21 protein-coding genes are annotated in these 26,022 nt (G+C 37.6%); 18 read left to right on the plus strand and 3 right to left on the minus strand.

The features are described 5' to 3' along the window. Window positions 1-208: 208 nt before the first annotated feature. The 8 genes from ACYU8Y_RS02635 (at window position 209) to ACYU8Y_RS02670 (ending at window position 9,801) form a co-directional block, all read left to right on the plus strand. The gene (locus tag ACYU8Y_RS02635) at window positions 209-2,605 is read left to right on the plus strand and encodes an SLBB domain-containing protein (protein ID WP_460933912.1); all 2,397 of its coding nucleotides are present in this window, start codon (window positions 209-211) and stop codon (window positions 2,603-2,605) included. A gap of 19 nt (window positions 2,606-2,624) precedes the next feature. Further along, window positions 2,625-3,725: a lipopolysaccharide biosynthesis protein gene (locus ACYU8Y_RS02640; RefSeq protein WP_460933914.1), complete on the plus strand. Its 1,101-nt coding sequence runs from the start codon at window positions 2,625-2,627 to the stop codon at window positions 3,723-3,725. Then, entirely contained in the window at window positions 3,722-4,687 is a 966-nt protein-coding gene (locus ACYU8Y_RS02645; RefSeq protein WP_460933916.1) for a GDP-mannose 4,6-dehydratase, read from the plus strand. The genes ACYU8Y_RS02640 and ACYU8Y_RS02645 overlap by 4 nt, the downstream gene beginning before the upstream one ends. A gap of 14 nt (window positions 4,688-4,701) precedes the next feature. Then, window positions 4,702-6,015: a flippase gene (locus ACYU8Y_RS02650; protein WP_460933918.1), complete on the plus strand. Its 1,314-nt coding sequence runs from the start codon at window positions 4,702-4,704 to the stop codon at window positions 6,013-6,015. Window positions 6,016-6,074: 59 nt separating this feature from the next. Continuing rightward, window positions 6,075-6,770 (plus strand): FkbM family methyltransferase, encoded by a 696-nt coding sequence (locus ACYU8Y_RS02655; protein ID WP_460933920.1) that lies wholly within the window; start codon window positions 6,075-6,077, stop codon window positions 6,768-6,770. Then, window positions 6,763-7,704 (plus strand): nucleotide-diphospho-sugar transferase, encoded by a 942-nt coding sequence (locus tag ACYU8Y_RS02660; protein WP_460933922.1) that lies wholly within the window; start codon window positions 6,763-6,765, stop codon window positions 7,702-7,704. Before ACYU8Y_RS02655 ends, ACYU8Y_RS02660 begins: the two co-directional genes overlap by 8 nt. Window positions 7,705-7,806: 102 nt before the next feature. Further along, window positions 7,807-8,700, plus strand: coding sequence for a hypothetical protein (locus ACYU8Y_RS02665; protein ID WP_460933924.1), 894 nt, complete (start codon window positions 7,807-7,809; stop codon window positions 8,698-8,700). A 3-nt stretch (window positions 8,701-8,703) separates the two neighbouring features. Further along, window positions 8,704-9,801 (plus strand): glycosyltransferase family 4 protein, encoded by a 1,098-nt coding sequence (locus ACYU8Y_RS02670; protein ID WP_460933926.1) that lies wholly within the window; start codon window positions 8,704-8,706, stop codon window positions 9,799-9,801. Window positions 9,802-9,814: 13 nt separating this feature from the next. Here the strand turns inward: ACYU8Y_RS02670 and ACYU8Y_RS02675 are convergent, their stop codons facing one another. Then, entirely contained in the window at window positions 9,815-10,591 is a 777-nt protein-coding gene (locus tag ACYU8Y_RS02675) for a glycosyltransferase family 2 protein (RefSeq protein WP_460933928.1), read from the minus strand. Window positions 10,592-10,800: 209 nt separating this feature from the next. Here ACYU8Y_RS02675 and ACYU8Y_RS02680 point away from each other — a divergent pair, with 209 nt between their 5' ends. Genes ACYU8Y_RS02680 through ACYU8Y_RS02700 form a run of 5 tightly spaced genes read left to right on the plus strand, consistent with a single transcriptional unit; the run spans window position 10,801 to window position 15,286 of the window. Then, complete coding sequence (locus ACYU8Y_RS02680; protein WP_460933930.1) at window positions 10,801-11,517, plus strand: glycosyltransferase family 2 protein; 717 nt, start codon at window positions 10,801-10,803, stop codon at window positions 11,515-11,517. A gap of 27 nt (window positions 11,518-11,544) precedes the next feature. Next, window positions 11,545-12,426, plus strand: a complete 882-nt coding sequence (locus ACYU8Y_RS02685; RefSeq protein ID WP_460933932.1) for a glycosyltransferase family protein — start codon at window positions 11,545-11,547, stop codon at window positions 12,424-12,426. Next, window positions 12,423-13,643 carry a hypothetical protein gene (locus ACYU8Y_RS02690; protein WP_460933934.1) on the plus strand — a complete coding sequence of 407 codons (1,221 nt, stop codon included), beginning with the start codon at window positions 12,423-12,425 and terminating at the stop codon, window positions 13,641-13,643. Before ACYU8Y_RS02685 ends, ACYU8Y_RS02690 begins: the two co-directional genes overlap by 4 nt. Window positions 13,644-13,646: 3 nt before the next feature. Continuing rightward, on the plus strand, window positions 13,647-14,363 hold the full coding sequence (locus tag ACYU8Y_RS02695; RefSeq protein WP_460933936.1) for a glycosyltransferase family 2 protein: 717 nt from the start codon (window positions 13,647-13,649) through the stop codon (window positions 14,361-14,363). Between the two features lie 17 nt (window positions 14,364-14,380). Further along, the gene (locus ACYU8Y_RS02700; protein ID WP_460933938.1) at window positions 14,381-15,286 is read left to right on the plus strand and encodes a glycosyltransferase family 2 protein; all 906 of its coding nucleotides are present in this window, start codon (window positions 14,381-14,383) and stop codon (window positions 15,284-15,286) included. A gap of 149 nt (window positions 15,287-15,435) precedes the next feature. Here the strand turns inward: ACYU8Y_RS02700 and ACYU8Y_RS02705 are convergent, their stop codons facing one another. Next, complete coding sequence (locus ACYU8Y_RS02705; RefSeq protein ID WP_460933940.1) at window positions 15,436-17,082, minus strand: right-handed parallel beta-helix repeat-containing protein; 1,647 nt, start codon at window positions 17,080-17,082, stop codon at window positions 15,436-15,438. 262 nt (window positions 17,083-17,344) lie between these two features. On the opposite strand from ACYU8Y_RS02705, the gene ACYU8Y_RS02710 reads away from it, so the two are divergent. Continuing rightward, complete coding sequence (locus tag ACYU8Y_RS02710; RefSeq protein ID WP_460933942.1) at window positions 17,345-18,871, plus strand: tail fiber domain-containing protein; 1,527 nt, start codon at window positions 17,345-17,347, stop codon at window positions 18,869-18,871. Between the two features lie 54 nt (window positions 18,872-18,925). Here the strand turns inward: ACYU8Y_RS02710 and ACYU8Y_RS02715 are convergent, their stop codons facing one another. Further along, on the minus strand, window positions 18,926-20,320 hold the full coding sequence (locus ACYU8Y_RS02715) for a bZIP transcription factor (RefSeq protein ID WP_460933944.1): 1,395 nt from the start codon (window positions 20,318-20,320) through the stop codon (window positions 18,926-18,928). A 241-nt stretch (window positions 20,321-20,561) separates the two neighbouring features. Here ACYU8Y_RS02715 and ACYU8Y_RS02720 point away from each other — a divergent pair, with 241 nt between their 5' ends. From ACYU8Y_RS02720 to ACYU8Y_RS02735, 4 genes are all read left to right on the plus strand, one after another. After that, the gene (locus tag ACYU8Y_RS02720) at window positions 20,562-21,029 is read left to right on the plus strand and encodes a transposase (protein WP_460933946.1); all 468 of its coding nucleotides are present in this window, start codon (window positions 20,562-20,564) and stop codon (window positions 21,027-21,029) included. 874 nt (window positions 21,030-21,903) lie between these two features. Beyond that, entirely contained in the window at window positions 21,904-23,706 is a 1,803-nt protein-coding gene (locus ACYU8Y_RS02725; RefSeq protein ID WP_460933948.1) for a beta strand repeat-containing protein, read from the plus strand. A gap of 1 nt (window position 23,707) precedes the next feature. Beyond that, entirely contained in the window at window positions 23,708-24,244 is a 537-nt protein-coding gene (locus ACYU8Y_RS02730; protein ID WP_460933950.1) for a T9SS type A sorting domain-containing protein, read from the plus strand. A gap of 152 nt (window positions 24,245-24,396) precedes the next feature. Further along, window positions 24,397-25,929 (plus strand): capsule assembly Wzi family protein, encoded by a 1,533-nt coding sequence (locus tag ACYU8Y_RS02735; RefSeq protein ID WP_460933952.1) that lies wholly within the window; start codon window positions 24,397-24,399, stop codon window positions 25,927-25,929. Window positions 25,930-26,022 lie beyond the last annotated feature (93 nt).

The following is a 26,022-nucleotide window of genomic DNA, read 5'->3' on the forward strand; positions in this document are numbered from 1 at the left end:
AATAAGTAGTCGTCAAGGTCTACTGTGGAAGTCAAAGGGCATTTCCCTGTTGACTGACCAACCGACTTTTTTCTACAAATTTAGTGCATTACAGCGGGACTACAACCTAAGAGGCTCATGGATAGCCACTCCTTATTATATGGAAGTGGTGTTTTGGTAAGAATCCATTACTTTTGCAGTTCAAATTTTGGCCCAATAGCCATTGTTTATGTTTCTTAAGGACAAATTGTCACGCTTTACCCATCAAATTCGCCCCTGTCACGTTGTTTTCCTGTTACTTTTACTGACAGGGTCATACCAGACTATGGCTCAACGGCCCCGCTCGCGGGTCGATCAATTGAGTGACGAAGATGTACAAAACTTCTATCGGAAGGCCCAGGCAAGTGGGCTGAGTGAAGTTCAGACCGAACAGGCCGCTATGTCGCAGGGGTATACTCTCGATGATATTGCGAAGATGCGGAAACGCATTGCACAGATTCGTACGCTGACCTCGCTGCCCCAAAATAACCTTCCGCCCGAAAGCTTTAAGGGGCGCTCCGTTCCTTCCGATCTTTCAGTAAGGCAGGATTCACTATATCCTGATACCGTACGCCGGGATACCAGCCGTCGGTTGAAGGTTTTTGGCGCTTCACTGTTTGAAAATGCCAAAATGTCATTTGAACCAAACCTGCGTATAGCTACCCCCCGTAACTACGTAGTGGGGCCGGATGATGAGATTAAGATCGATATTTCCGGTGCTTCAACGGGAGACTTTAATTTGAAAGTCAGTCCGGAAGGAACCGTAAAAGTGCCTGATCTAGCGCCAATTTTTGTCAGTGGCCTGACCATTGAACAGGCAGAGCAGCGGATCATCGCCCGGTTACGGCAGGGCGGGTACCAGGGATTGGGTAAAGCAGGCAGCGGAACCAGCGCTAACGTAAGTTTAACGAATATCCGAAGTATCCGGGTTATTTTGGTTGGCGAAGTCGTTCGGCCGGGAACGTATACGATTTCATCGTTAGGGTCTGTTCTGAATGCTCTTTATCTGGCCGGTGGACCTAATCCTGAAACAGGGTCTTTTCGGAAGATTCAGGTCATTCGGGGAAATCGTGTCGTCAGAACCCTTGACCTGTATGATTTTATCCTCCGTGCTGATCAACGGGACAACATACCCTTACGGGATCAGGATGTCATTCGGGTAGCTGACTACGAAACCCACGTTGAACTAAGCGGACAAGTGCGCCGACCCGCTATTTTTGAAGTCTTATCCGGCGAAACGCTAAAAACGGTTCTGAGTTTTGCCGGTGGTTTTGGCGATGACGCCTACCGGGCTTCTATTACTCTTCGGCGCAACACGGCCCGCGAACGGCGCATTATTTCCATTACTGAAGAACAGATCGCTACGTTCGTACCAAAAGCCGGCGATAAATACAGCGTTGGTAAGATTCTGGAACGATACGAAAACCGGATTCAGATTGCAGGCGCTGTTATGCGGCCTGGCGATTATTCACTCGAACCCGGTTTGGAAACGGTGAAGCAACTAATTACGCGGGCTGAAGGACTTCGGAAAGATGCCTTCACCAATCGAGCCACCATTATTCGTGAGCGGGCCGATATGGACCGGGAGAACCTATCTTTCGACCTAGGCAAACTAATGCGGGGCGAAGTGGCTGACATACCCTTGCAGAGTCAGGACAGTCTGACCGTATTGTCGATTCGCGATCTTCGTGAGGCCTATTACGTCACCATTGAAGGCGCGGTAAATCGTCCCGACACCGTTCAGTTTGTAGCTAACATGAGCGTGGCGGACCTTATTGCCCATGCCGGTGGCTTTCAGGAGGGGGCGAAGCCAAACCTGATCGAAGTAGCTCGCCGAATCCGGCAAGACTCGGTTGGGGTACGGACAACAACGCAGGAGATACATCGTTTTTCAATAGATCGTAACTTAAAGATTACGGCTATGGAAGGTAGCTCGGATAATAGCTCGTTTCGACTCCAACCATTTGATATCGTTTACGTTCGTACCTCAATCAATTATGAGGCACAACGTCAGGTAAATGTATATGGAGAGGTAATGCAACCCGGCAACTACGTTATTTATAACCGTCAGGAGCGCATTGGCGATGTCATTCAGCGAGCAGGCGGTCTAAAACCAGAAGCCTATCTGGCCGGCGCTCAGTTTAAACGGAACGGTCAATTGATTGGTAACGACTTACGAAATCTCGTTGCTGACCCAGGTGGTGAAGAAAATCTATTGCTTCAAGACGGCGATTCACTCTATATCCCCCGCCGATCCGAAATCATCACCGTACAGGGTGCGGTCTTAAACCCTGCCTCAATTAGCTACAAGACGGATTATTCATTCAATGACTATATCAGCGAAGCAGGTGGTTTCACAGATAATGCAAGGAAAAGTAAAGCCTACGTGAACTACCCAAATGGACGTAAAGATCGCACTCATCATTTTCTGTTCTTTACATCTCGCCCGCATGTTGAGCCAGGGTCAACAGTTGTCGTACCTTTTAAGCCCATTGATTCTAACCGGTTGAGTCCAGCGGAGCGAATAGGTATTCTATCGTTACTGACAACAGTGTCTATTGCTCTTATCAATGTTATTCTTCGCTAATTATCATTTTGTTTGAAATATGTCGCTTACGAAGGTTGAAAAGGTGAGCAGGTTGGAAGAAAACGAGATAGAAATCCGATTAAGCGATATCGTTCACTTCTTGAGGGGTAGTATCCGTCGATTGTTGATGGGTGCTATTATTGGAGCCATAATTGGTGCATTGTATGCCTTTTCAAAGCCAAATATATACAGCGCTCAAGTAACTGTTTTACCCGAAATACAGGCTAAAGGCGCAAGCTTAGGAGGCATAAGCTCATTAGTTGGTTTGGCTGGAATTGATATCGGGAATGCAACTGGTGGAAATGTGGATGCTATTCGACCAGATATATATCCAGATGTTTTGCAAAGTGTCCCGTTTGCTCTGTATCTTCTAAATCAACGTGTTTATTCTGAAAAGTTGAAGGCTAGCATGACGTTGAAAGAATTTATCAGTAAAATAGGTGATGAAAATTTTATTAGTAAATTCATAAACACTTTTTCTAGTAACAAAGCTGAAGTTCAAGACGCGAAACTCGATCCAAACAATTTCAGTAAAGCGATTCAAATAACGAAAGAACAAGAGATTCTGATCAAGGTAATTCAGACAAATATAACGTCAGTATATGATAGAAAAACTGGAATACTGACCTTAACAGCCATCGAACCAGATCCTGTTGTTGCAGCTACAGTTGCGCGTTTGTCATTAGATTATTTGACCGATTATATTACTACTTATCGTACTGAGAAAGCCCGTAAACAAGTTGCCTTTTTAGTGCAGAGAGTAAATGAATCAAGGGGACGCTATCAGTCAGCCGAATACGCTTTGTCTAGCTACAGAGATCGCAACCGTAATTTGTTTCTAAATACAGCAAAGATTGATGAGCAGAGGCTACAAGCTGATTATTTACTTGAGCAATCAGTTTATAATGAATTGTCCAAGCAACTAGAGCAAGCTAAAATTAAAGTGCAAGATGAAACCCCTGTATTCAAAATTTTAGAGCCTCCAACAGTGCCACTACGCAAAAGCGGCCCAAAAAGAATGCTGACTGTGTTGGGTTTTGCGATCTCTAGTATTTTAATAACCTTGATAATCTTAGTTATAAGAAGCATTACACGGAATTATTATAGCCTTAATAAATGAAAACAGCCTTGATTTGCGGAGTCTCTGGCCAAGATGGAGCTTACTTGGCACAACTCTTACTTAGCAAAGGATATCGAGTTTATGGTGGCTCGCGAGATGCTCAGATGGCTTCATTTCATAATCTAAGCCGACTTGGTATTAGGGAAAAAATAGATCTAGTATCGCTTAGTATAAATGATTTTCGAAGTGTGCTCCAAACTATTCTGAAAGTTAAACCTGACGAAATTTATAATCTGGCTGGGCAGAGTTCAGTCGGCCTGTCATTTGAACAACCTGTAGAAACGCTTGAGAGTATAAGTATAGGAACACTAAATCTATTAGAAGCGATCAGATTTAGTAATTTACCTATTCGATTTTACAATGCTGGCTCAAGCGAATGTTTTGGAGATACAGGTAATAAGGCTGCAAATGAACTGACTCCTTTCAGACCTCGTAGCCCTTACGGAGTTGCAAAAGCTGCTGCCTTTTGGCAAGTAGCTAATTATCGTGAAGCTTATGAGCTTCATGCAAGTACTGGTATTTTATTTAACCACGAATCACCATTGCGTCCTGAGCGGTTTGTAACACAGAAAATTGTTATGTCTGCTTGTCGAATTGCTGCTGGAAGTAGGGAAGTATTGACGCTAGGTAATATTGACATTGCACGAGATTGGGGGTGGGCACCCGATTATGTAGAAGCAATGTGGTTAATGCTTCAAAAAGAAATAGCTGATGACTATATAATTGCTACAGGTCAGACTAACGCTCTGAGGGATTTTATTAACGTAGTATTTAGAGCTGTTGATCTTGATTGGAGAGAACATGTCAGCGTAGACCCCTTTTTATTCCGACCAACTGATATTGCAGAAGGATATGCAGATCCATTAAAGGCAAAGAATCAATTGGGATGGAGTGCTCACTACAGAATGGAAGACGTTGGTCGATTCATGGTTGAAAACCGAAAAAATAGCAGCTATAGATAAACTATAAATAGATAATGCGGAAAATCTTAGCAAATATTGGCTGGATATTTTTTGATAAAATTTTCCGGATGGCAATCGGGATAGTTGTAAGCCTATGGATTGCACGCTATTTAGGTCCTGACGAATTTGGAGTTTTGAATTATGCAATGCTCTTCCCAACTGTCTTTATATCAATTGCTGGCTTTGGATTAACCAATACACTATTAATTGAATTCGTCGCATTTAAAGACAATGTAAATCAACAGCACAAACTAGTGCAAATAGGTTTACTAATTAAAGTGATAGTAGGGTTTTTAACTTATGGTTTAAGCTTTTGCGTTAATTATATTTTTAACCATAACAATCTTGAATTATTTCGATTAATAAATTTGACAGGTATAGTCCTTATTTTACAAAGTTCAGACATTATTGATACTTTTTTTCAATCTCAAACGAAAGCAAAATTATCTGTTGTTGTTAAATTAGTTGCGTTTGGTATAGCTTCCATCATACGTGTATATGCTCTGTTAGCACATCAAGATATTTTCTTTTTAGTGTTGATTAATATCATAGAGATGACTATCGTTTATATATTCATGATTAGGATATATGAGCAACACGTATTGTCTATATTTTATCGTATTAATGAAATATTTGACTATGAGCTAGTTCGTAAATTGATTCGCATGGCATGGCCAATCATGGTTACAGAGTTCTTTGTCTTTATTTATATGAAAGTAGATCAATTTATGATCGAGGGATTATCGACAAGTAAGGAGCTAGGTTATTATGGAGCAGCATTACGTTTGTCAGAAACATGGTATTTCATTGCTATTGCCATTAATACCTCTTTTTATCCAAAGATTGCAGAGTCGTGGTCAAGTAACAAAGATAGATTTTATGAACAGTACCAAGGCTTATTAGATCTATTGACTTATATAAGTATTGGGTTAGCTATTTTCGTGAGCTTATTTTCGAATCAATTAATTAGCTTGCTTTATGGAGCAGATTATCATTCTGCAGGCCCAATTTTAAGTGTACATATTTGGGCTGGCGTGTTTGTTTTTACAGGTGTAGGAACTAACAATTTGATGATCATAAAGAATCTCCAAAAATTCGTGTTGATAAAAACGATAGCTGGTGCAATCATAAATATAGGACTCAATTTTTTGTTAATACCTGAACACGGTGCTCTAGGCGCTTCTATAGCGACGCTCATCTCATATGGATTGCAGGCTTATGTTCTCAATCTCTTTTTTCAACCAGCACGTTTTGTATTTAATTTACAGTCAAAATCATTTGTCAATTTTCTCACGCTACAACGTCCCATGATGGTCAAGGCTAGCTAATAAATGGAGTTAATATTTGCAAGATGAAGATGTTGAAGTGTTTATTTAAGCAATTTCCCTTGATTTATGCCATACAATTTGGCTTACTTGAATATGTCCGTAGATTTTTTAACAAAAACGCTTACCTAGCTTATTCTCAAACAGGCGAAGACGTTATCATACGAAATATTCTTGAGTCTGTAAAAAATGGGTTCTATGTTGAAATTGGTAGTAATGAACCAATTCAACATTCAAATACATTTGGTTTATATCAACAAGGATGGAAAGGAATAACGGTAGATGCTAACATCAAGATGGTGAATATGCATAAAAAGGTTCGGCCAAATGATAAAGCGATATGTGCGGCCGTATCAGACGAAGAAAAAGAAGTAACATTTTACGAGTTTGATATGGATGAGATCAGTACTATTGATACTGAATTTTATGATAAGCACAAAGATATACAGAAGGTAAGTCGTAAAACTACTTTAATAACAAGGACACTTAATTCTCTAATCGAGGAAAATTTACCAGCAAATACATCGATAGATTTACTATCTATCGATGTAGAAGGGCATGACTACAATGTACTAAATTCAATTAACTTAAATAAGTTTAGGCCTAAGCTTATTGTTATTGAAATGCATTCTTTTAATTTGGCGCACCCGCTTGACAATATCATATATAGAAAAATGATAGAGTGTAATTATCGATTAGCTGGTTATGCTACTTGGAATGGATATTTTATTGCTAATGAGTTTGGTATAAATGCTTAAAGAAAATAATTTAGGGTTCGATGTTCCGGTACTCTTTATTTTATTTAATCGACCTAAGCACGCTCACCTTGTATTAGAGCGTTTGAGAGAAGTCAAACCCACAAGATTATTTGTGTCTATAGATGGACCTCGTGCGGGAGTTGCTTCTGATGCTAAGGGCGTTCAAGAGTGCTTGTCTTTACTAGACGGGATTGATTGGCAGTGTGATGTAGTTAGATTGATAAATAATCGAAACTTAGGATGCAAAGTTGCGGTTAGCCAAGCTATAAGCTGGTTTTTCTCTCAAGTAGAAGAAGGAATAATATTAGAAGATGACTGTCTTCCGGATTATACTTTTTTCGAGTACTGCCGTACTCTTTTACACCAATATTCAACTGATTGTAGGGTAATGCATATTGGTGGCTGTAATTTGTATGAAGGCTTAAAGTGGGGTGAAGAATCGTTTTTTTTTACTAATATACCCCACATATGGGGATGGGCTACATGGCGTAGAGCTTGGGAAAAATATGATGTAAATATGCGAGATTACATTTCATTTGAGCAGTCTGGTAGTTTAAATGATATCGTTCTAAACACAGGATCCAGAAGGTTTTGGAGAAGATCATTCAAGGATGTGCATACCGGAAAGATAGACACTTGGGATTACCAATGGGTATTCGCAATTTGGCTGCATAAAGGTTTTTGCATAACGCCAAATCAAAACCTAGTGTCTAATATTGGCTTTGACCAGGACGCAACTCATACCACCGCTAATTCTGATATGGCTAATATACCTACAATACCAATAGACATCGAGAAGATGAAATTTCCAGATGAAGTTTACCTGAATCATGATGCTACAGAATATGCGATGAATAAGTTCTTTCAACTACCTTCGTATCTTGCTGTGAAAATTAGCAAGATACGAAGGATAATTAGTTATATTCTTTCGTAAAACGTTCGATGTGGCGTCATAATATATGTTTTATTTAAATAACTGTATTTAGACTAGCACAACTTTTGATCAATATTTTTGGTATCACTTGAATGAATAATAATGGCGATTCTAAGTAAAATAAAAACTATAGTACAGGAAATTAAACGCGCCAAGCATGATAGTTTTGAGACTCGTTTTTTAATAGGTACTGCTATTGCGAAAACTGTTAAACATGCAACATCAATAAGAGAGGCTGAATTTAAAGTTTTCTCACAGTTCGGTGATGACGGTATTATTCAGTTCTTGTTAAACAAAATACCAATTAGCGTAGATAAATTTATTGAGTTTGGTGTCGAAAGTTATGAAGAATCTAATACTCGATTTTTGTTAATGCATGACAATTGGCAAGGGTTGGTTATTGATGGTTCATCAGAGAATATAGACTATATTAAAAAAGATCCTATCTATTGGAAGTTTGACTTAACTGCAATCAATTCATTTATTACAACTGAAAACATAAATCAATTACTTCAAGATAATGGTTTTGATGGTAAAATTGGTATACTAAGTATAGATATTGATGGTAACGATTATTGGGTGTGGAAGGCTATATCGGTTTGTGATCCAGATATAGTAATCATTGAGTATAACAGTCTATTTGGCATAGACCGTTCAATAACTGTTCCATATGAACCTAGTTTTTATCGATTGTCTGCTCATTACTCAGGACTTTATTTTGGCGCTTCCCTTAAAGCGCTATGCGATTTAGGAGAGACTAAAGGTTATTCATTAGTTGGCTGTAATATGGCCGGTAATAACGCATATTTTATAAAAAATAAATTGGTTGAAAATATTCAAATAGTTACACCCCAAGAAGGATTTGTACAGGCTCGCTTTAGAGAGGGAAGATCTATTAAAGGTGAGTTGACGTTTGCCGGCGAAAGCGAAAGAAAGCGGGAGATTAAAGGATTACCTGTAGTTAATGTCAGAAGTGGACTCATCGAAATATTGTAAGGCGTGAAAATTTTCTTTGATCACCAAGCCTTTTCTTTGCAAAATTATGGAGGTATATCTAGATATTTTTGTGAAATGATAAAGGGAGTAAATGACACTAAGGATCATGACGCCTATGTATCGCTGTTATGGTCGAATAATGTTCATTTGAAAGATTATGATTTAAGCAAATATTCATATCCCTTTCCTAAAAAGCACAGATTATTGCAATCGACTAATCAACTAATAAATATAACTGAAGCTACCTTTCGCAGTTATGATATTTATCATGCTACATATTTTAATGATTTTTTAAAAAGTTATATAAGATCAAAACCCTTTGTTACCACTTTTTATGATATGATTTATGAACGATTATCACATAAATTTCTTGAGCTTTCAAATGATAATGTAATTGTTTCAAGGAAAAAGAAAATAGCGCACACTGCTGATCATCTTATCGCCATTTCTCATAGTACGAAACAAGATATGGTAGATATATTGGGTATAGCGCCTGAAAAAATTACAGTTATATATTTAGGAAGTTCCTTTAAACCAAATAGCGAAACGTTATTAAATCATATACCTATAGTCAATCAACCATACATATTGTTTGTAGGTAACCGGGGGGGATATAAAAATTTTATCCCCTTCCTTCAAGCTATTTCTAGCCTTTTAATAAAGTATGGAGTAAAGTTAGTCTGTGCTGGGGGAGGAGCTTTTTCAACTGCTGAAGTTACTTTAATTCGATCATTGTATTTGAACGGATTAGTGGAGCAAATACCAATAAATGATGTTATTCTACAACGTTTATATCGTGGGGCAATTACCTTTGTTTTTCCTTCTTTGTACGAAGGGTTTGGGATTCCTGTTTTAGAAGCTTTTTCTTGCAATTGTCCTTGTGTTTTAAGTAATACAAGTTCACTCCCTGAAGTAGCTGGTAAGGCGGCTGTTTACATTGATCCTGCTAATGTTGATTCCATGAGATGCTCGGTAGAAAACGTTATACTAGACGATAACTTGCGTAAAGAATTAATTCAAGAAGGACAGAGACAGTTAGCTCTTTTCTCTTGGCAAAGGACCGTCGATGAAACACTCACATTATACAAAACTCTACTTTAACAAGTTGTAAATTTTATTCCCAAAAATATGCTCTAAAATTTAAGCGAAGTTTATCAATAATTAACAATAAATATCCTTTCCAAAAAGATATCACTCCATTGTTTATTTTTGCTTTGTATGTTTCTTCACTCGCCTGAATCAATTTAGTGCTGCTGATACCTCCATTACGCATCTTGACGGTTCTTTTGTCAACATATGATGCCATTAAATGATTTTTTGGTCGAAGTAGAAATTCATAATCGCCGGATATTTTATAATTGGGGTTAAAGTAACCGTACTTAATAAATAGTTTTTTCGAATGGAAACATCCGACATGCCATGTTACCATTGATTTTTTGAAGAGTTTCCAATCCCATTCTTCACCTACAGTTTCGATAAAAGTCAGGTCATTATCTACTAAATCGAGTTTGGATGAAACAAATTCTAAATCTTGTTTCCTAGGATGATTTAAGATATGATTTATATATGTATCTAATGCATCTGGATAAAGTATATCATCAGATCCAATGAAAGCTATCCAATCCCCTTTTGCTTCGTGTAGTGCTTTATTCCAAGCATCATATACACCTCGATCTGGTTCACTGATCCAGTATCTTATTTTGTCTGAGTACTTCTTGATTATAGAAACGGAGTTATCCCTACTACCACCGTCTATAATTAATATTTCAAAATTATTATAACTCTGCCCAAGAATGCTGATTAAGCATTCCTCTAAATACATTTCAGAATTATAAGTCGCTAACACTAAACTAACAAGAGGAGCATCATCAATATTTAGTTGTTCGGACATGTATTTTTGAGTTATTTAGTTACTATGCTTATATATACAATATAGCAAACCAGTACTTAGCGTCAGTAAAGTTCGGAGTAAATACGTTACAAAGTATTACATGCTACGGTTTATTTCAAATGTATGATTTCTAGTTATTTGTGAATAGTTTCTGACGATATTTGCAATTCTAAAATTCCGCATTTATGACATTGTTCAGATCTTCACCTTTGATTTCAATAATTACTGTCGTTTATAATGATCACTCTAAATTGGAAAAAACGATACTAAGTGTATTACAACAACAAAAGGATCTCTTTGAATATTGGATCATTGATGGAGGTAGTACTGACGGTTCGGTAGATGTTATTAAACGGTACAATGATCGATTGGCTGGTTGGATAAGTGAGCCAGATAGTGGAATATATGAAGCTATGAACAAAGGCGTCAATATGTCGAAAGGTGAATGGGTTTACTTCCTGGGTTCTAATGATGTTCTAGAGCCGAACATTTTGTCCCAACTTTCGCCCTACTTGTCACATGATGCTATGGTAGTATACGGAGATGTGTATATTGGTGACAATAAATTTCGATATCCATCAGCTTTTGGCTTAAGAACGATGTTACAGAACACTGTTCATCATCAGGGAGCATTCTACAGTAGGAAACTGTTTCAAACATTTCGTTACGATACAAAATTGAAGATACTATCAGACTATGAATTAAATATGCATGTATATTTTAATAAAATGCCATATAAAAAATTCCCATTTGTTGTCGCTAGCTGTAGCGAAGGCGGAGTTAGTGGCGAAATACCATTATCGATCTTTGAAACCAATTTAATTCGATCTCGTTACATAAAGGCTAATTCAACTAATTGGATATTATCAACTGTTTTGCGACTATATTACGCTCAAAAACAATTAAGAGCGTTGTTGCTAAAATGAAGAGCAATCGTTAAAAAAGCATATTAAGTGAAAACAAGAACTGAAGAAATTGATTTATGGGCTGACACGTTAATAGTTATTGTAATATATAATACTAATTTGACAGATTCTGTAACATTTCTATCATTAGAGAAGTCGATCCTTGTAAGTAATCTTCCATATAGTGTTGATTTATTAGTATGTGATAATAGTTTGCATAGTAAAACAGATATTACTCAAGTTAATAAATCGGGAGTGTTTAACATCAGATACTTACATGACTTGGATAATCCAGGCGTGAGCCTCTCCTACAATCGAGCTTCTGACTTAGCCTTAGTTCTTAAAAAGAAATGGTTACTCGTATTAGATCAAGATACAGGATTACCCACTAATGTAGTAACCAAATATCAACAATCGGTGAATCAATTTCATGGTTTCCCAATTTACTGTCCATTAGTTTACAGCAACTCTCTGTTATTCTCTCCATGTCGGTACGTATTAAAAAAGGGCATTAATCTTAATCATGTTAGTCCTGGTATTCATTCGATGAAAGGCCGAAATGTTCTCAATAGTGGATTATTAATTAGTTTAAATGCATTCAGGAAAGCTGAAGGGTATGATGAAACAGTTCAGCTTTACTTTAGCGACTTTGTCTTCTTTGATCGTTTGAAAAAGCACTTTAAAAATTTTGTTGTGATAGATTGTAATTTAAATCACAGTTTATCTAGCGTAGACTACACAAACTTGAAAACTGCTTTAGATGGCTTCATCAGATACACTAAAGGAGCGCGAGCTGCTAGCAAAATTCAAAATAGTTTCGTGTTATATCCACAATATTTTATTGCACTTTTTTTTCGCAGTGTATTAATGAGTTTACGCTTTAAAAATACCGCTTTTTTTGAAAACTTTTTGAAAATTTTCATAGGATGAATACTCGTTGGATTGCTAACCCATATTATTGTTATATATTAAGTTTCGGCTCAGTGTTCTTTGTTTATTCTTGGGGATGGTCTGAAATCTACCCGACACTGTCTGTTCAAGTAATTATATTTTTGTTTTTTTCATTTGGTATTGCGTTTGTTGCAGGTAACAGGTTAAAAAGTAAAATAAGTTATTCTAATATTTCTACAAGCTCTAGAAAGAATACAGTCGTTCTAGCAATCCTACTAGGTTATTGTTTAGAGTTCCTTTATAACGGAGGTATACCTCTAATTTTACTTTTAAGAGGAATACGAATTGAGTATATGGAGTTCGGGATTCCAACCTTCCATGTAGCTTTGCATACGTTTAGTGGGTTTTATACTGTGTATTTATTTCATCAATATATAAGTAGTAAACAAAAGGTAATATTTTTTCAATGTCTTTTTCTGTTAGTTCCTAATATTTTAGTTGTAAATAGAGGTGCCTTAATAATGACATTGTGCGCATGTTTAATACTTTATCTCTTTTCAATAAAGAAAATTTTATTAAAAAAAATTATTTTATTATTCGTGATTGCCATCTTGTTTTTTTATGGATTTGGCTATCTAGGTAATAGAAGATCTTTTAATGGTGATTCGCTAGCTTTTCCTAGGCTTACGCAAGCTACTGATGATTTCATTGAAGGTAACATACCGAAAGAGTATTATTGGTTTTACATATATGCTTCTTCACCTATTGCTAATTTCCAAAATGCTACTATTTCAAATATAAGATTTAGAAATGACATTGCTGGATTTGTTGCGTGGGAAATTTTGCCTGATTTTATTTCTAAAAGGATAATCCCAATCGAAAAGGATTATGATGGACTTCATAGGACTGAGTATTCAATTAACCCTTTGCTGACTGTTGGCTCGATTTATTTTGAACCATTTATAAGGATTGGCTGGTATGGCCCAATAGTAGTGTTTTTGTATTACATTATATTTATTTATATTTATTTGTATTTTTTTAATAAAGATAGTAGGTATTATTTGTCTGCAATTGCTATTCTATGTGCGATGTCAGTTTTTAATATTTTTGAGAATATGATGAATTTTTCTGGTTTAATTTTCCAACTTGTTTTCCCTTTTATTTTAAGCAAAATTGAAAAATATAAAATCAGATTTTATGGGTTTACATTTACTAAGATTAATATACGTTACTCCAAAGTAAAGTTTCGTTTTTAAATTATGAATAAGATAAGTGTCTGTTTGGCGTCATATAATGGAGAGCGCTATATAAAACAACAATTAAATTCTATTTTATTGCAACTGAATTCAGAAGATGAGGTTATAGTATCAGATGATGGTTCATCTGATAATACTATTAAAGTAATCTGCTCTTTGCAAGATCAGCGTATTAAAATATATAATAATAGCGGACCACGTGGGCCATTGAGCAATTTTGAATCGGCCTTAGAAAGGGCTACGGGCGATTATATTTTTTTGGCCGATCAGGACGATATATGGTTGCCGGATAAAATTTTAATTTACAGACCTTTGCTTGATAAATATGATTTAGTATTATCTGATTGTCATGTGGTTGATAAAGAGGGAGTTATGCTTAAAAAATCTTTCTTTGATTATAGAGGTAGTAGGCCGGGCTTCTGGTATAATATTTACAAGAATTCGTACATGGGATGTTGTATGGCCTTTAGGCGGGAAATTTTTTCATACATATTACCTTTCCCCAAAAATATCTATATGCACGACTGGTGGATAGGTTTACTAGTAGAAGTGAGAGGTAGCGTTTTTTTTTGCCATCATCCTACGATTAACTATGTAAGACATGGTAGCAATGCTTCACCAACTGGTGAAGCTGGATATAGTTATCAGAAAAAGCTCGTGAATAGATTCATTATGTTATTAAATATAACGAAGCGATTAGCATATACTTATTTTGTTTAAATTGTTGATTTTTTATTATGGTATCCGTAATTATTCCAACATATAATGCTGCTTCTTATCTGCCTAGTTTATTAAAGAGCTTGCGAGAGCAAACTATCGATTATGAACTAATTATTATAGATTCAGGATCTACCGATGATACTATAGAAATCTTGAAAGGAGAAAATGTATCTATAATTTCTATTAATAAGTCTGATTTCAATCATGGAAAAACGAGAAACTTAGCTTTAAATACAGCTAAATCAGACATTGTTGTGTTTATGACACAAGATGCCTTACCAGCTTCAACTGATAGTATAGACAAATTGGTCGCCACATTACGTAGTCGAAAAGACATAGCATTAGCGTATGGGAGACAATTACCTTATCCTCAAACGGGTGTTTTTGGTCGTTTAGCAAGGCTAACCAATTATCCTTCAGAAAGCATTATTAAAACAAAAGATTTAATTCCAATCTTAGGCATCAAAACGTGTTCTTGTTCTAATTCTTTCGCAGCGTACTTCAAAACTGATTTACTTTCTGTTGGAGGCTTTCCCTCGAATACAATTTTGGGCGAAGATGTTTCTGTTGCGGCACGTTTAATTTTAGATAATAAAGCTGTAGCTTATTCAGCGGAGGCAGCAGTCTTTCACTCCCATGATTATACCCTAATCGAAGAATTTAAAAGATATTTCGATATCGGGGTTTTCCATGAAGAACAGCACGCTATTTTGAGCCAATTTTCTAAAGCTGAGTCTGAAGGTATTAAGTATGTATTTCAAGAATGGAAATATTTGAGTAAAAATGGGTATATTAACCTTATACCAGCTCAATTGCTGCGTACAATTTTTAAATATGTAGGTTATCGCATAGGCCGTGGGCAAAGGTATATGCCTGTTTCTCTCAAACGGTTATTTAGTATGCACAGCTTGTTTTGGAAATAGTTAAGCCTAAATTAAGGCACGTTAACACTTATAGAAAATCAGTGATTCTGTCAGGTTCAAATCGATGTGTTATACAGTAAATCTTAGTAATCGCTAATCATAACGGTAAGTGATAATAAAGTCTATAGTAAGTTGGTATAATTATAGTCTTATTTTCGTTGCACTTCATTAGGCAGAATGCTTAGCGACCTGGTTTCTGAGAGTTTACTTTCACTGGCAAGTACACCCTTTACATTCCAATTTCCCATCTTTCCTGCAACATTGACAAGGCTGTAAGCATGCTGATGCATCACTTGGTTACGATTGTCAATGACTGAGTTTTTGTTTCCGAAAAGATCTGTTATGTTACCCATCTCTATTACATCACCAGTTAAGCTCTTTTGGGGAACAGAGCCACTGCAATTTGTGAATTTATTATTAATAAATTTCAAGTTATCGATGTATGTACCGACAAATCCGTGGGCGCCACTGTTAGTAACTTTGTTTCCCTCAATTAAAATATCTCTTAGGCGTTTCGTCTCACTAGCGTTAATCTGGTTATTGATACCTAAAGAGCCAACGAAAATTCCAGCTCGTCCGGTTGATGCTTGTCCAAAATTTTGGTATTCTGTACCATTGATACTTACTGTAATACAAGGGTTATCAATGCTATTATTAAGGATTTTTACATTTTTTACCAATGCTGTTCCTTTGGGGTAAAGCTCTAGTGAATTGAAGACAGCTATACCCGCAATTACAGTATTTTTAATTCTATTGTTAACGACCTTTACGTTATTTGCTCCAATTGAACCGAAGCCCTGATAAGCGTTTTCAACGTAGTTTCCTTGAGCCAGTAAATCGGTTGCCTGTGAGTAACCATAGGATAGCAATTTTTTCTTATCCGCCATTATGCCGTAATCATGAAAGGACATAGCATCATCTTTGATATTGCTATACACGTTGTTCAAATATTTAACATTTGCAGAGTAGTGCGAGTAGGTTCCGTCCCGAAAAGTATGCTCTATACGTGAGTTTTGGATAACAACATTGTTACTGTTTGTAATTGCGATCCCCATTTCGGGAGAATTTGTTATATGCACTTTGTTGACCAAAACATTTTGGCATTTATCGAATTGAAATACATGTTGGCTGTTACCACCGTTCTTAACTGGTGTTATAATGTATCCAAATTTTCCTCCCTGTATTTCTATGTTTTTAGAATTTTGAAACAAGAAAGTGGCTTTAGTTAAATCACTATTTAGAATATTGGCATCTTTTACAATAAAATTCTTCTTAGCTATCATATTAACAACAATTAAATTTGACACTTTATAGTATGCTTTTGTCTTTTCAGCGTAAATAGTTTGGATGTTCGAATTAAGAGCTTTTGTAATGGCTTGTGTATCATCGCTTATTCCGTCACCTTTAGCTCCAAACTGCTTCAATGTAGCGCTATTTCTGGGGCGATGTTGATTTACTCTCTTGCTAGCATTGTTCTTTTGAAAAAAGTTATTGTTGTTTTTTAGGTGTAAATTGCGTTTTATCAAATTGATAGTATTTTTTTCTGTTGATTCCAAAACTGCAGAATGTATTCTCTTTGACTTGTACCAAGATAGTTTTGGGTTATAATTTAGCGTGATTCTGTGTGAGTTAATACATGGAACCGCTAACCATTTTTCACTTTTGTTGTTGCTTTTATCAGTTTTGATTAAAAATGTTATGGGGCTTAGCATTTTGCGGCTCTCGAAGGCTGACATATCAAAAACTGTCAGAAATGAAAAGGTAGTTAATAGAAAAGTTGATTTTTTCATCATCATTCACTTAGTAAAGATAAGTTTGGTTTAATGTTCATTAGCTAACAATCTACCTTCAATTGTTTTAAATCTGAAATTCTAATAGAGTTCGTAGTAATATGACTCTATTAAGTTATATTTGTTTCGTCTGCAGGCTATTTTAAATATTTTCTATATACTGAGCTCACAGATATAAACACAATAATTTCTTTACAAGTTATATGCATATATGCTGATTTGTGAAGGTTTGTCCTATGTGATAACTTTTTGTTTTTAATGCAAAATTATGAAGCAGATTTTATTTGTATTATCAGAAGCAATATTGTTAATTGTATTAACTGCAAGCATGATCCATGCACAAGTTCGTGTAGGTTTACCTTTAGGAACTGTAGATGGGTCATCTTCATTAGATGTTAGATCAGGGCCATATTCGACAGGAAGCCCCTATAGAGGTTTGCTAGCACCTAATGTTACTACCGCTCAACGTGCACAAATTCAGAATCCAGCTGTTGGCTTGATTATTTTTAACAATACCAATAATCAGATTGAAGTAAACACTGGTACTACTTCTACGCCAATCTGGATGCCAGGTGGTATTAATTCCAATGGTAGCTCGGGAGCTTGGCTATTAACTGGAAACACCGGCACTGTTGATAAATTAAACTCTATTGGAACATTAGATAACGTTCCGCTCAGTTTCAAAGTGTTTAACCAGACCGCAGGGCGCATCGATCATATACTTTTTAACCTAGGTTTAGGTTTTTTCTCTATAAATCCTAATACTACTGGTACATATAATACTGCTCTCGGAAGTTATAGTTTAAGAAACAACACAAATGGTGTAGCAAATACAGCTGCAGGGGCTGGAGCGCTTACCAATAACACCGGAGGTAGTAGAAATACAGGTTTAGGGCATGACGCTTTAACTGCTAATATTAGTGGAATTGAAAATACAGGCGTTGGCGAAAGCGCTCTACGTAATAATACAACCGGTTATTCTAATACAGCTCTTGGCACTGATGCCCTAAATGACGCTACCGTTGGCTACGACAATACAGCTCTAGGGGCATCTGCATTGTTACGTAATATAGGTGGTTACTCAAACACAGCTGCAGGGGCTCTAGCATTGAGGTTCAATACGAGTGGCAATTCAAATACAGCTTCCGGAAACTACGCTCTTCAATTCAATTCTACAGGTAGTTTTAACACCGCTGCTGGTTTCAATGCTGGGCCTTTACAAGGCAACGGCGTTATAAATAATGCAACTGCTATTGGAGCTAATGCTGTTGTGAGTGCCAGTAATACAATTGTTTTGGGCGATGCCGCCATCACTTCCTTACGTTCTAATGTACAAACTATTTCTAGTTTATCTGACAAGCGTATCAAAGAAGACATCCGGGCGAACGTGCCTGGATTAAATTTTATTACAAAACTCAATCCGGTTACTTATCACATAAATAAAAATAAAGAAGCTAAACTATTGGGCTACCCTGTTAATGTTATTAAAGAAGACACAATACTTCATAGTGGATTCTTAGCACAAGAAGTAGAATCTGCCGCCAAGGCAGTTGATTATAATTTTGAAGGAGTACGGCAGGAAGAAGGTGGTAAGTATTATACATTGGGCTACACATTATTTGTAATTCCTCTGGTACAGGCTGTTAAAGACCTCAACCTTGAAGTTGAAAGCCTCAAAGTTAAATTGCAGGAAAATACAAATGATTACAAAAAATTAGCAAGCCAAATTGAACAACTGCAAAAGTTGCTTGACGTATCTATATCAAAGAATCGCGTTAGTATAAGTGAAAAATAATCGTCAATCAAAATAGATATTGAGCAAAATGAAAAGCGGTTGGTCTGGGTCTCTTTATTTTCGTAAGAGTAATAGGTGAACTAATTTTTTTAGTTCTTTAATTTCTTCTTCTTGTTTTTGACTAATTTTTTTCAATTGAATAGTATATAGTGCCAACTCTTCAATCTTTTCAAGTAATTTGGCATCCATCTTAGCAAGGTCAATCCCCTCATTAACCACTTCTTTGGCCGAAGGAATACCTGGTAAGTGTTGATTTTTAATCACATATTGTTCTAAATCGAGCAGATTGAGTAACGAATATTTATGTTGAAATACATGATCTGACCAATCATTGGTGGTTTTTACTGCTACTTTTACTTTTTCAGTCAGTATGCCATCGGCAACGAGTAATCGATAACCTGATGGGATTTTATCTATTCCTGGGCCAATTATTACACCTCCTTCATTTGAATTTTCGATGTTGCTGCCATTGCTCTTCCATAAGACATCATTGTGAGATGCGGCTTCTCGGAAAGGACTACTACTTGTACTGCCTAATACCACATCACCTTGATCATTAACGGTAAGAAACTTAGTCTGACCGACGTAAACAGCTTGGCTCGCTCTGGTCAAATTAGTAAATCGGAGTCCACTATTTCCATTTGTTCCTTGCGTTATCTCTAATTTATTTTTTGGTGTAGAATTACCAATACCAACATTAACACTGTTACCCAGTATTAAAGAATTATTTGCTGAAACGATTGTATTAGCTCCAATAGCAGTTGCGTTCTCTAGGTTGGGACTATTTTGATCGCCCCCTGCCCCTTTACCAATGAACGTATTGTTGTTGCCACCCTTATTATTTAGACCAGCGTCTTGTCCTAGAATTACATTATAATTACCCGTAGTAGTATAGAATCCTGCTTGAGCCCCTATAAAAAGATTATAGTTAGCATTATTGGCGTTATAGCCCGCTCCGTTTCCGAGGAATGTATTAAAACTTCCTAGCTGGCTTTGTTGCCCTGCGGAATTACCAATGAATGTATTATAATTACCTGACAGATTAGAATAACCAGCATTACTACCTAAAAATATATTAGAAAAGCCACTTGTATTGCTGTAACCTGTACGCTGCCCAATAAATGTATTAAAAGATGAATTTGAATTAACACTGCTAAAACCCGCGTAAGCTCCTAAAAAAAGGTTAGATGATCCTAAGCTATTAAATCCAGCCTGGTAACCAGCGATTGTGTTTTCTGCTCCGGAAGTTACACGTTGCCCCGCTTGGTAACCAACAAACGTATTTGCTCTTCCTCCATTAGTTGCTGTTGTACTAAGACCGACGAAGAGTGTAACATTATTAGCATCCGACCGTATATTCAACGGTTCCAAGTCTGATATTGTGATTTGCTGACCGAAGCTGGAAATGAACGTCGATACTGTTATAAATGATGCTAGAGTAATTTTCATAGTTACCGTTTTAGTATAAACAATCGATAGTACGAGTCTATCATAAAGTTGGCTGGAGTTGCGATTATATATAAATCTGCTTTGTGCTAGCTTGTGCAATTACTAAGCCAATATAACCGCAAAATATAGTTCTTTTCCATTTGATATACGAAGAATAAGACATTGAAGCTGTTTAGGATAATGCAAAAGACTCCCAAAGAAGGGCGAAATTTGAGGTGCGAAACACAAATTTTAGCCCTTCATGGAAGTCCTCGACAAAGTTACGATTGAAAAATGGATACTGCCCTACTTGTCTGTTGGGCAAGGGGGCAAAGACATTAAAATAGAAGCGCCTGCCTTGATTGAGGACATTCTGTATAAACTTAAAACAGGTTGCCAATGGAGACAACTCCCTGTCAAACAATTCTTTGACAACCAACGATTGACCTGGCAAGGCGTGTACTACCATTTTAATGAGTGGTGCAAAGATGGCTCCTGGAAGCAGGTTTGGTTGAACGTGCTCCGACTCAATAGACGATTTCTGGACTTGTCGAGCCTCCAGCTTGATGGTTCCCATACACCAGCCAAAAATGGGGGACAAGCGGTAGGCTATCAGGGGCGAAAAGCCACAAAGACCACCACAAGTCTGTTTTTGGCTGATAACAAAGGACTGATGCTGGCTTGTGCTACTCCCCAGGCTGGTAATCATGGCACGGGCCACCACGCATGATCTGTTTGAGATTGACAAACTTTTTGAGGAACTGTGTGTGCTGTTGGAGTCGATTAATCTTAACGGGTTGTTTCTCAATGCAGATAGTGACTTTGACGCTCAGGTTTTTCGGCTGGCTTGTAGAAAGAGGGAGATTGAGACCAACATTGCTGTCAACCCTAGTTGGGGCACTAGCGTTGTAATAGAATGGACCTATTTTGATGAATAACTCTATAAACGGCGTACGGTTATTGAGCATGCCAACGCCTGGATAGATAGCTTCAAAGCGCTGTTGGTCCGTTACGAGAGAAATATCGCAAATTGGCTCTCGCTTCACTGGCTGGCTTTTGTCGTCTTGTTCGTCAGGAGAATTAACAGAAAAATGAAATCCTAAACAGCTTCATTATATTCAATAATGTAACACATAGCCAAAAGATCCTTCCGTCTCTCATATGCTCAATAGGATACCACAATTACTTTCCATACCTCAAGTTCCTTTCCAGCCTTTCTACTTTGTAAATTACTATGTCTGTAATAGTATTTATTCCATATCTATCTGAAAATACAGACGAATCTCTATTTAATCAGCTCACTTTCGCTCTAGCTGGGTTGGGCGCAAGCATTATGTAACTTATAGACGTTAGTAGTGTATAGGAATGAATTTACTATTTTTGACTTTTAAACAGGACCTTCTATGAATTATCGTTAACCCCCAGCCAGTGGCTGTAACAGTCTACTATTTCAATCTAGACGTACTTCTACCTATACCTATGAAGTATAAGTTAAATGAATAGTTATAATAATTAAAAGCTAAATCTAAAACATTGTACTTCTTGTATGGTACGATATTTGCTAAATTTTAAACAAAGTGTGTACTTTTAAACAAAAAGGTTGAATGATGAAACAAGTATATGTAACCTTAATTCTTGTATTTACATCAATAAAAGGGTATTCTCAAACTAATTACATTGCGACTAGTCCATCGTCATCCACACCGGGTTCTGACAACACACTAGTTGGCGTTGGAGCCGGTAATTTAAATATGAGCGGAGCTAGTAATTTGTTTATCGGGCGAGGTACAGGCATTCAAAACATGGCAGGTACTCAGAATGCTTTTCTAGGGGCGTTAGCAGGCAACAAAAATACATCTGGACAAAAAAATGCCTTTGTCGGATTTAGTGCCGGGTATAACAATACGTTGGGTGTTAGCAACACCTTCATGGGAGCAGAGGCTGGATATTCAAATACAGAGGGATACAACAATGTGTTCAGTGGCTCTAGAGCAGGATACTTTAATAGTTCTGGAAACAACAACGCTTTTTTAGGGACAGGATCGGGATACGCTAATACAACAGGAAATGATAATGCATTTATTGGTTCTGATGCTGGAGGAGCGAACAGCACGGGTAGCGATAATGTAATGATTGGTTCATTAGCTGGCTCCGCCAATACCTCGGGTACGCTTAACACGTTTATTGGCTCTAAGGTTAGCGTTAATAATTCTACAGGTGTTCAAAATGTTTCGGTGGGGACGTTTGCGGGCTATAACAGCCTAGGTAGTGCGAATCTATTTATAGGAACATATGCGGGTTATAGTAGTGTTAACTCTGCTGCTTCATTTAACACGTTTATTGGTCAACGTACAGGTTATAGAACTACTACTGGATTTGCCAATTTATTTATTGGCAGTAATGCTGGATACTCTAATCAGTCAGGTAATTATAATACCTTTATGGGTAACTCAGCTGGACAGCAGAACGAAACAGGTAATTTCAATACTTTCATTGGTAATGGTGCTGGATACAATTGTGGTAATGGGAGTTACAACTTGTTTTTAGGAAGCCAAGCTGGATATTACTCTACTACTGGGAATTACAATGTTATGATTGGCCAAGATGCTGGTTTAAATAATAAGAGCGGTAATAATAATACATTTATTGGATGGCAGGCTAACAGTACAGGGGCTAATGCAGATAATCTTACAAATGCTATTGCCATTGGCGCAAACGCACAGGTATCTACCTCTAATGCGCTTGTTCTTGGTAATAAGGCTAACGTGGGTATCGGTACTTCAGCACCAGCAGCTAAACTAGAACTTGTGTCGAGTACAAGCGGTACCTCGGGCTTACGTTTAACAAATTTGACAAGTGCTGCTACCACGACAGCTACTACAAATAAGTTTTTGACGGTAAACGCTCAGGGAGATGTAATCCTGGCAACTTCAGGGTCTCCTAATGTGCGTGCTGCTGCTGACTCAGATGCTTTATGGTCGACTGACGGAAACAATGTTCAAAACACAAATTCAGGGGGCGTTATAATTGGGCCTGGTGTAGCACAAACACCGGCTGGTTACCGGTTGTATGTTTCTGACGGTATTTTAACAGAAAAGGTAAAAGTAGCTGTAAAAAGTACAAGTGACTGGTCAGACCGAGTGTTTGATTCGGGTTACCACTTGCGTAAACTGCGGGATGTAGAATCATACATAACTAAAAATAAACACCTCCCTGGAGTTCCTTCAGCAGAGGAAGTGGTTGAGCAGGGTGTAGATGTTGGCAAAATGCAAGCGAAGCTTCTAGAAAAAGTAGAAGAGCTTACTTTGTATGTTATCGAACTGAAAAAACAGAATGACATTCTGAAACAGAAAAGCACTCGCTTAGAGCAACGGGTAAATAAACTTCAGCCTAAAACACGTAAGTGATATGAGATATTTACTGACGCTAATAGGCTGCTGTCTATCGTTACTTGCTCTTGCGCAAACGATACCGCAATCGGTACGAATTCAGATCAGTTATGAGAAAGCGGGGCAACATCTGGAACAAGCTGTAGAAACGATAGAAGCGGTTAATATAATAGGAACGAGAAGTGTCGTTGCTTATCAGGCTGGTCAGTCGATAAGTTTACTGCCTGGTTTTCAGGCTAAGAACGGAAGTGTTTTCGCAGCTGACATTAAACCAGTCAATAACGTCCCTGCAGAGGTTTCGTTACAATTGAAAGCTTATCCGAACCCTTTTGAACAGTCAACCATGATTGATTACTATCTTCCTGCGGATGGTAAAGTGAACTTATGGATAACGGATGCACAGGGTAAAGTTGTAGGTCAGTTGATAAAGGATGAAAACCAGTCAGCGGGTATGCACAAAGCTGAATGGAAACCCAATGCACTAAATGCTGGTGTCTATATTCCTATTATCGAATCGAACAATCAGAAAGCGATTAGCCGACTCATCAAAAAGTAGTGTCCTTTATATAGGACATAAAACGAGGCCTGATAAATTTATCAGGCCTCGTTTTATGTCCGTACTCTAAGAAAACAAGGAGATGTATAATAAAGATAGACAGATGGCATTAATATTGTGACCTAGTATATTCACGTGATAACCCACATTCAATGCATATAGGCCTAAAGTCAGGTTTACTGTTAGTATGCTTTTCTTCACTAATTGCTTCTCCCCGTTTATTTGCTCAATCTATTCGTAAGCCTACTCAGTACTCAGCTGAAGTAGGTACGTACCTCTCCTCTTCAACAGAAACGCCGTTTTGGTTAAGGTCAAATCAATATGGTGTCGTACCAAATCAGTCGCCTGCACTAACCTTTCGTGTAGGGATATATAATGATTATGATAGCTCTCAGCATAGTACGGGTCGTTGGCGTACGTCAAAATATGATTTCGGCTATGGGTTTAATTTAGTTGCTAACGCAACGCAGAACCAATTATCTTATGAGCGGAAGTTGCTGTTGCCCGAAGCCTATGTGAAAGTAAGGCGGGGTATCTTTGAATTATACATTGGTAGGCAACGAGAAAAGTTTGGCCTGGCTGATTCCAGCTTGTCAACGGGATCATACGCCTGGTCAGGTAATGCCATGCCCGTTCCCAAAATTCAAATCTCTATTCCAAACTTCACCCCAATCGGTTTTACAAAAGGTTGGGTAGCTGTTCAGGGAACATTTGCGCATGGCTATCTGGATGCAAACGGCTACATTAAGAACCCGATGTTGCACCAAAAATCACTATATCTCCGTTTTGGTCGACCGCAAGATGTCGTAAGAGTATATGGTGGAATAAATCACCAGGTCGTTTGGGGAGGAAGAATTGCAGATCCTAAAAATATACCACCTACCATCCAGGCGGATGGCAAGTTACCATCTGGCTTAATCAATTATTTCTATGTTGTTTCAGCTCTTTATCCCCGCCAAACGGATACCAGCCAGTATAATTACTTTGACTTAACAAACCGGGTTGGGAATCACTTAGGCACGGTTGATTTAGCTGCTGAGATCGACTTGGTTCGTCATACGTTATACTTTTACCGCCAAAATATATATGAGGATGGATCGCTCTTCTACCTTATTAATATAGCCGATGGTCTGAATGGCGTTCGTATTCGCAGAAATGACCCAAAGGCTATTGTGCGCGATATCCTGTTCGAGTTTCTGAATACAACCAGTCAGGGTGGCCCTGAATTCATCATCGATGACCCAAGCAAGCGTGGTAAAGATGATTACTTTAATCATCAGCAGTTTAGAGATGGCTGGGCGTATCGGCAGCATACCATAGGCACCCCCTTTATTCCTCCTGCTTTAGGTCCGCAAGATCAATATCCGCAGGGAACATTCACGGCTAATAATCGAGTTTATGTATTTCATATTGGATTGGCTGGTAGCCTTCCTATCAGTGGACGTTTGTTATCAGGACCTATAGCTTATCAGACAAAACTATCGTTTAGCCGAAATCTGGGTACGTATAATTTGCCGTATATCTTTCCTCGTGACCAATTTTCTTCCTATATAAATGTAGTGGCGCCCTTGAATTTTATGGGTGGGCTTTTGATTACAGGCACTTTAGCGACTGATGTAGGGTCACTGTATCAAAACAGTGTAGGTTCGTTTCTGAGTATAAAAAAGCTGTGGACAAGTAAATGATATGACGGATTTTGTATATAAAATATTGCTATGTAAACTTGGCTTGCTAGGCGTTTGTCACTAATTTGCGGTCCAGTTAATCGAGCCGCAAGA

Source organism: Spirosoma humi, assembly GCF_054776575.1.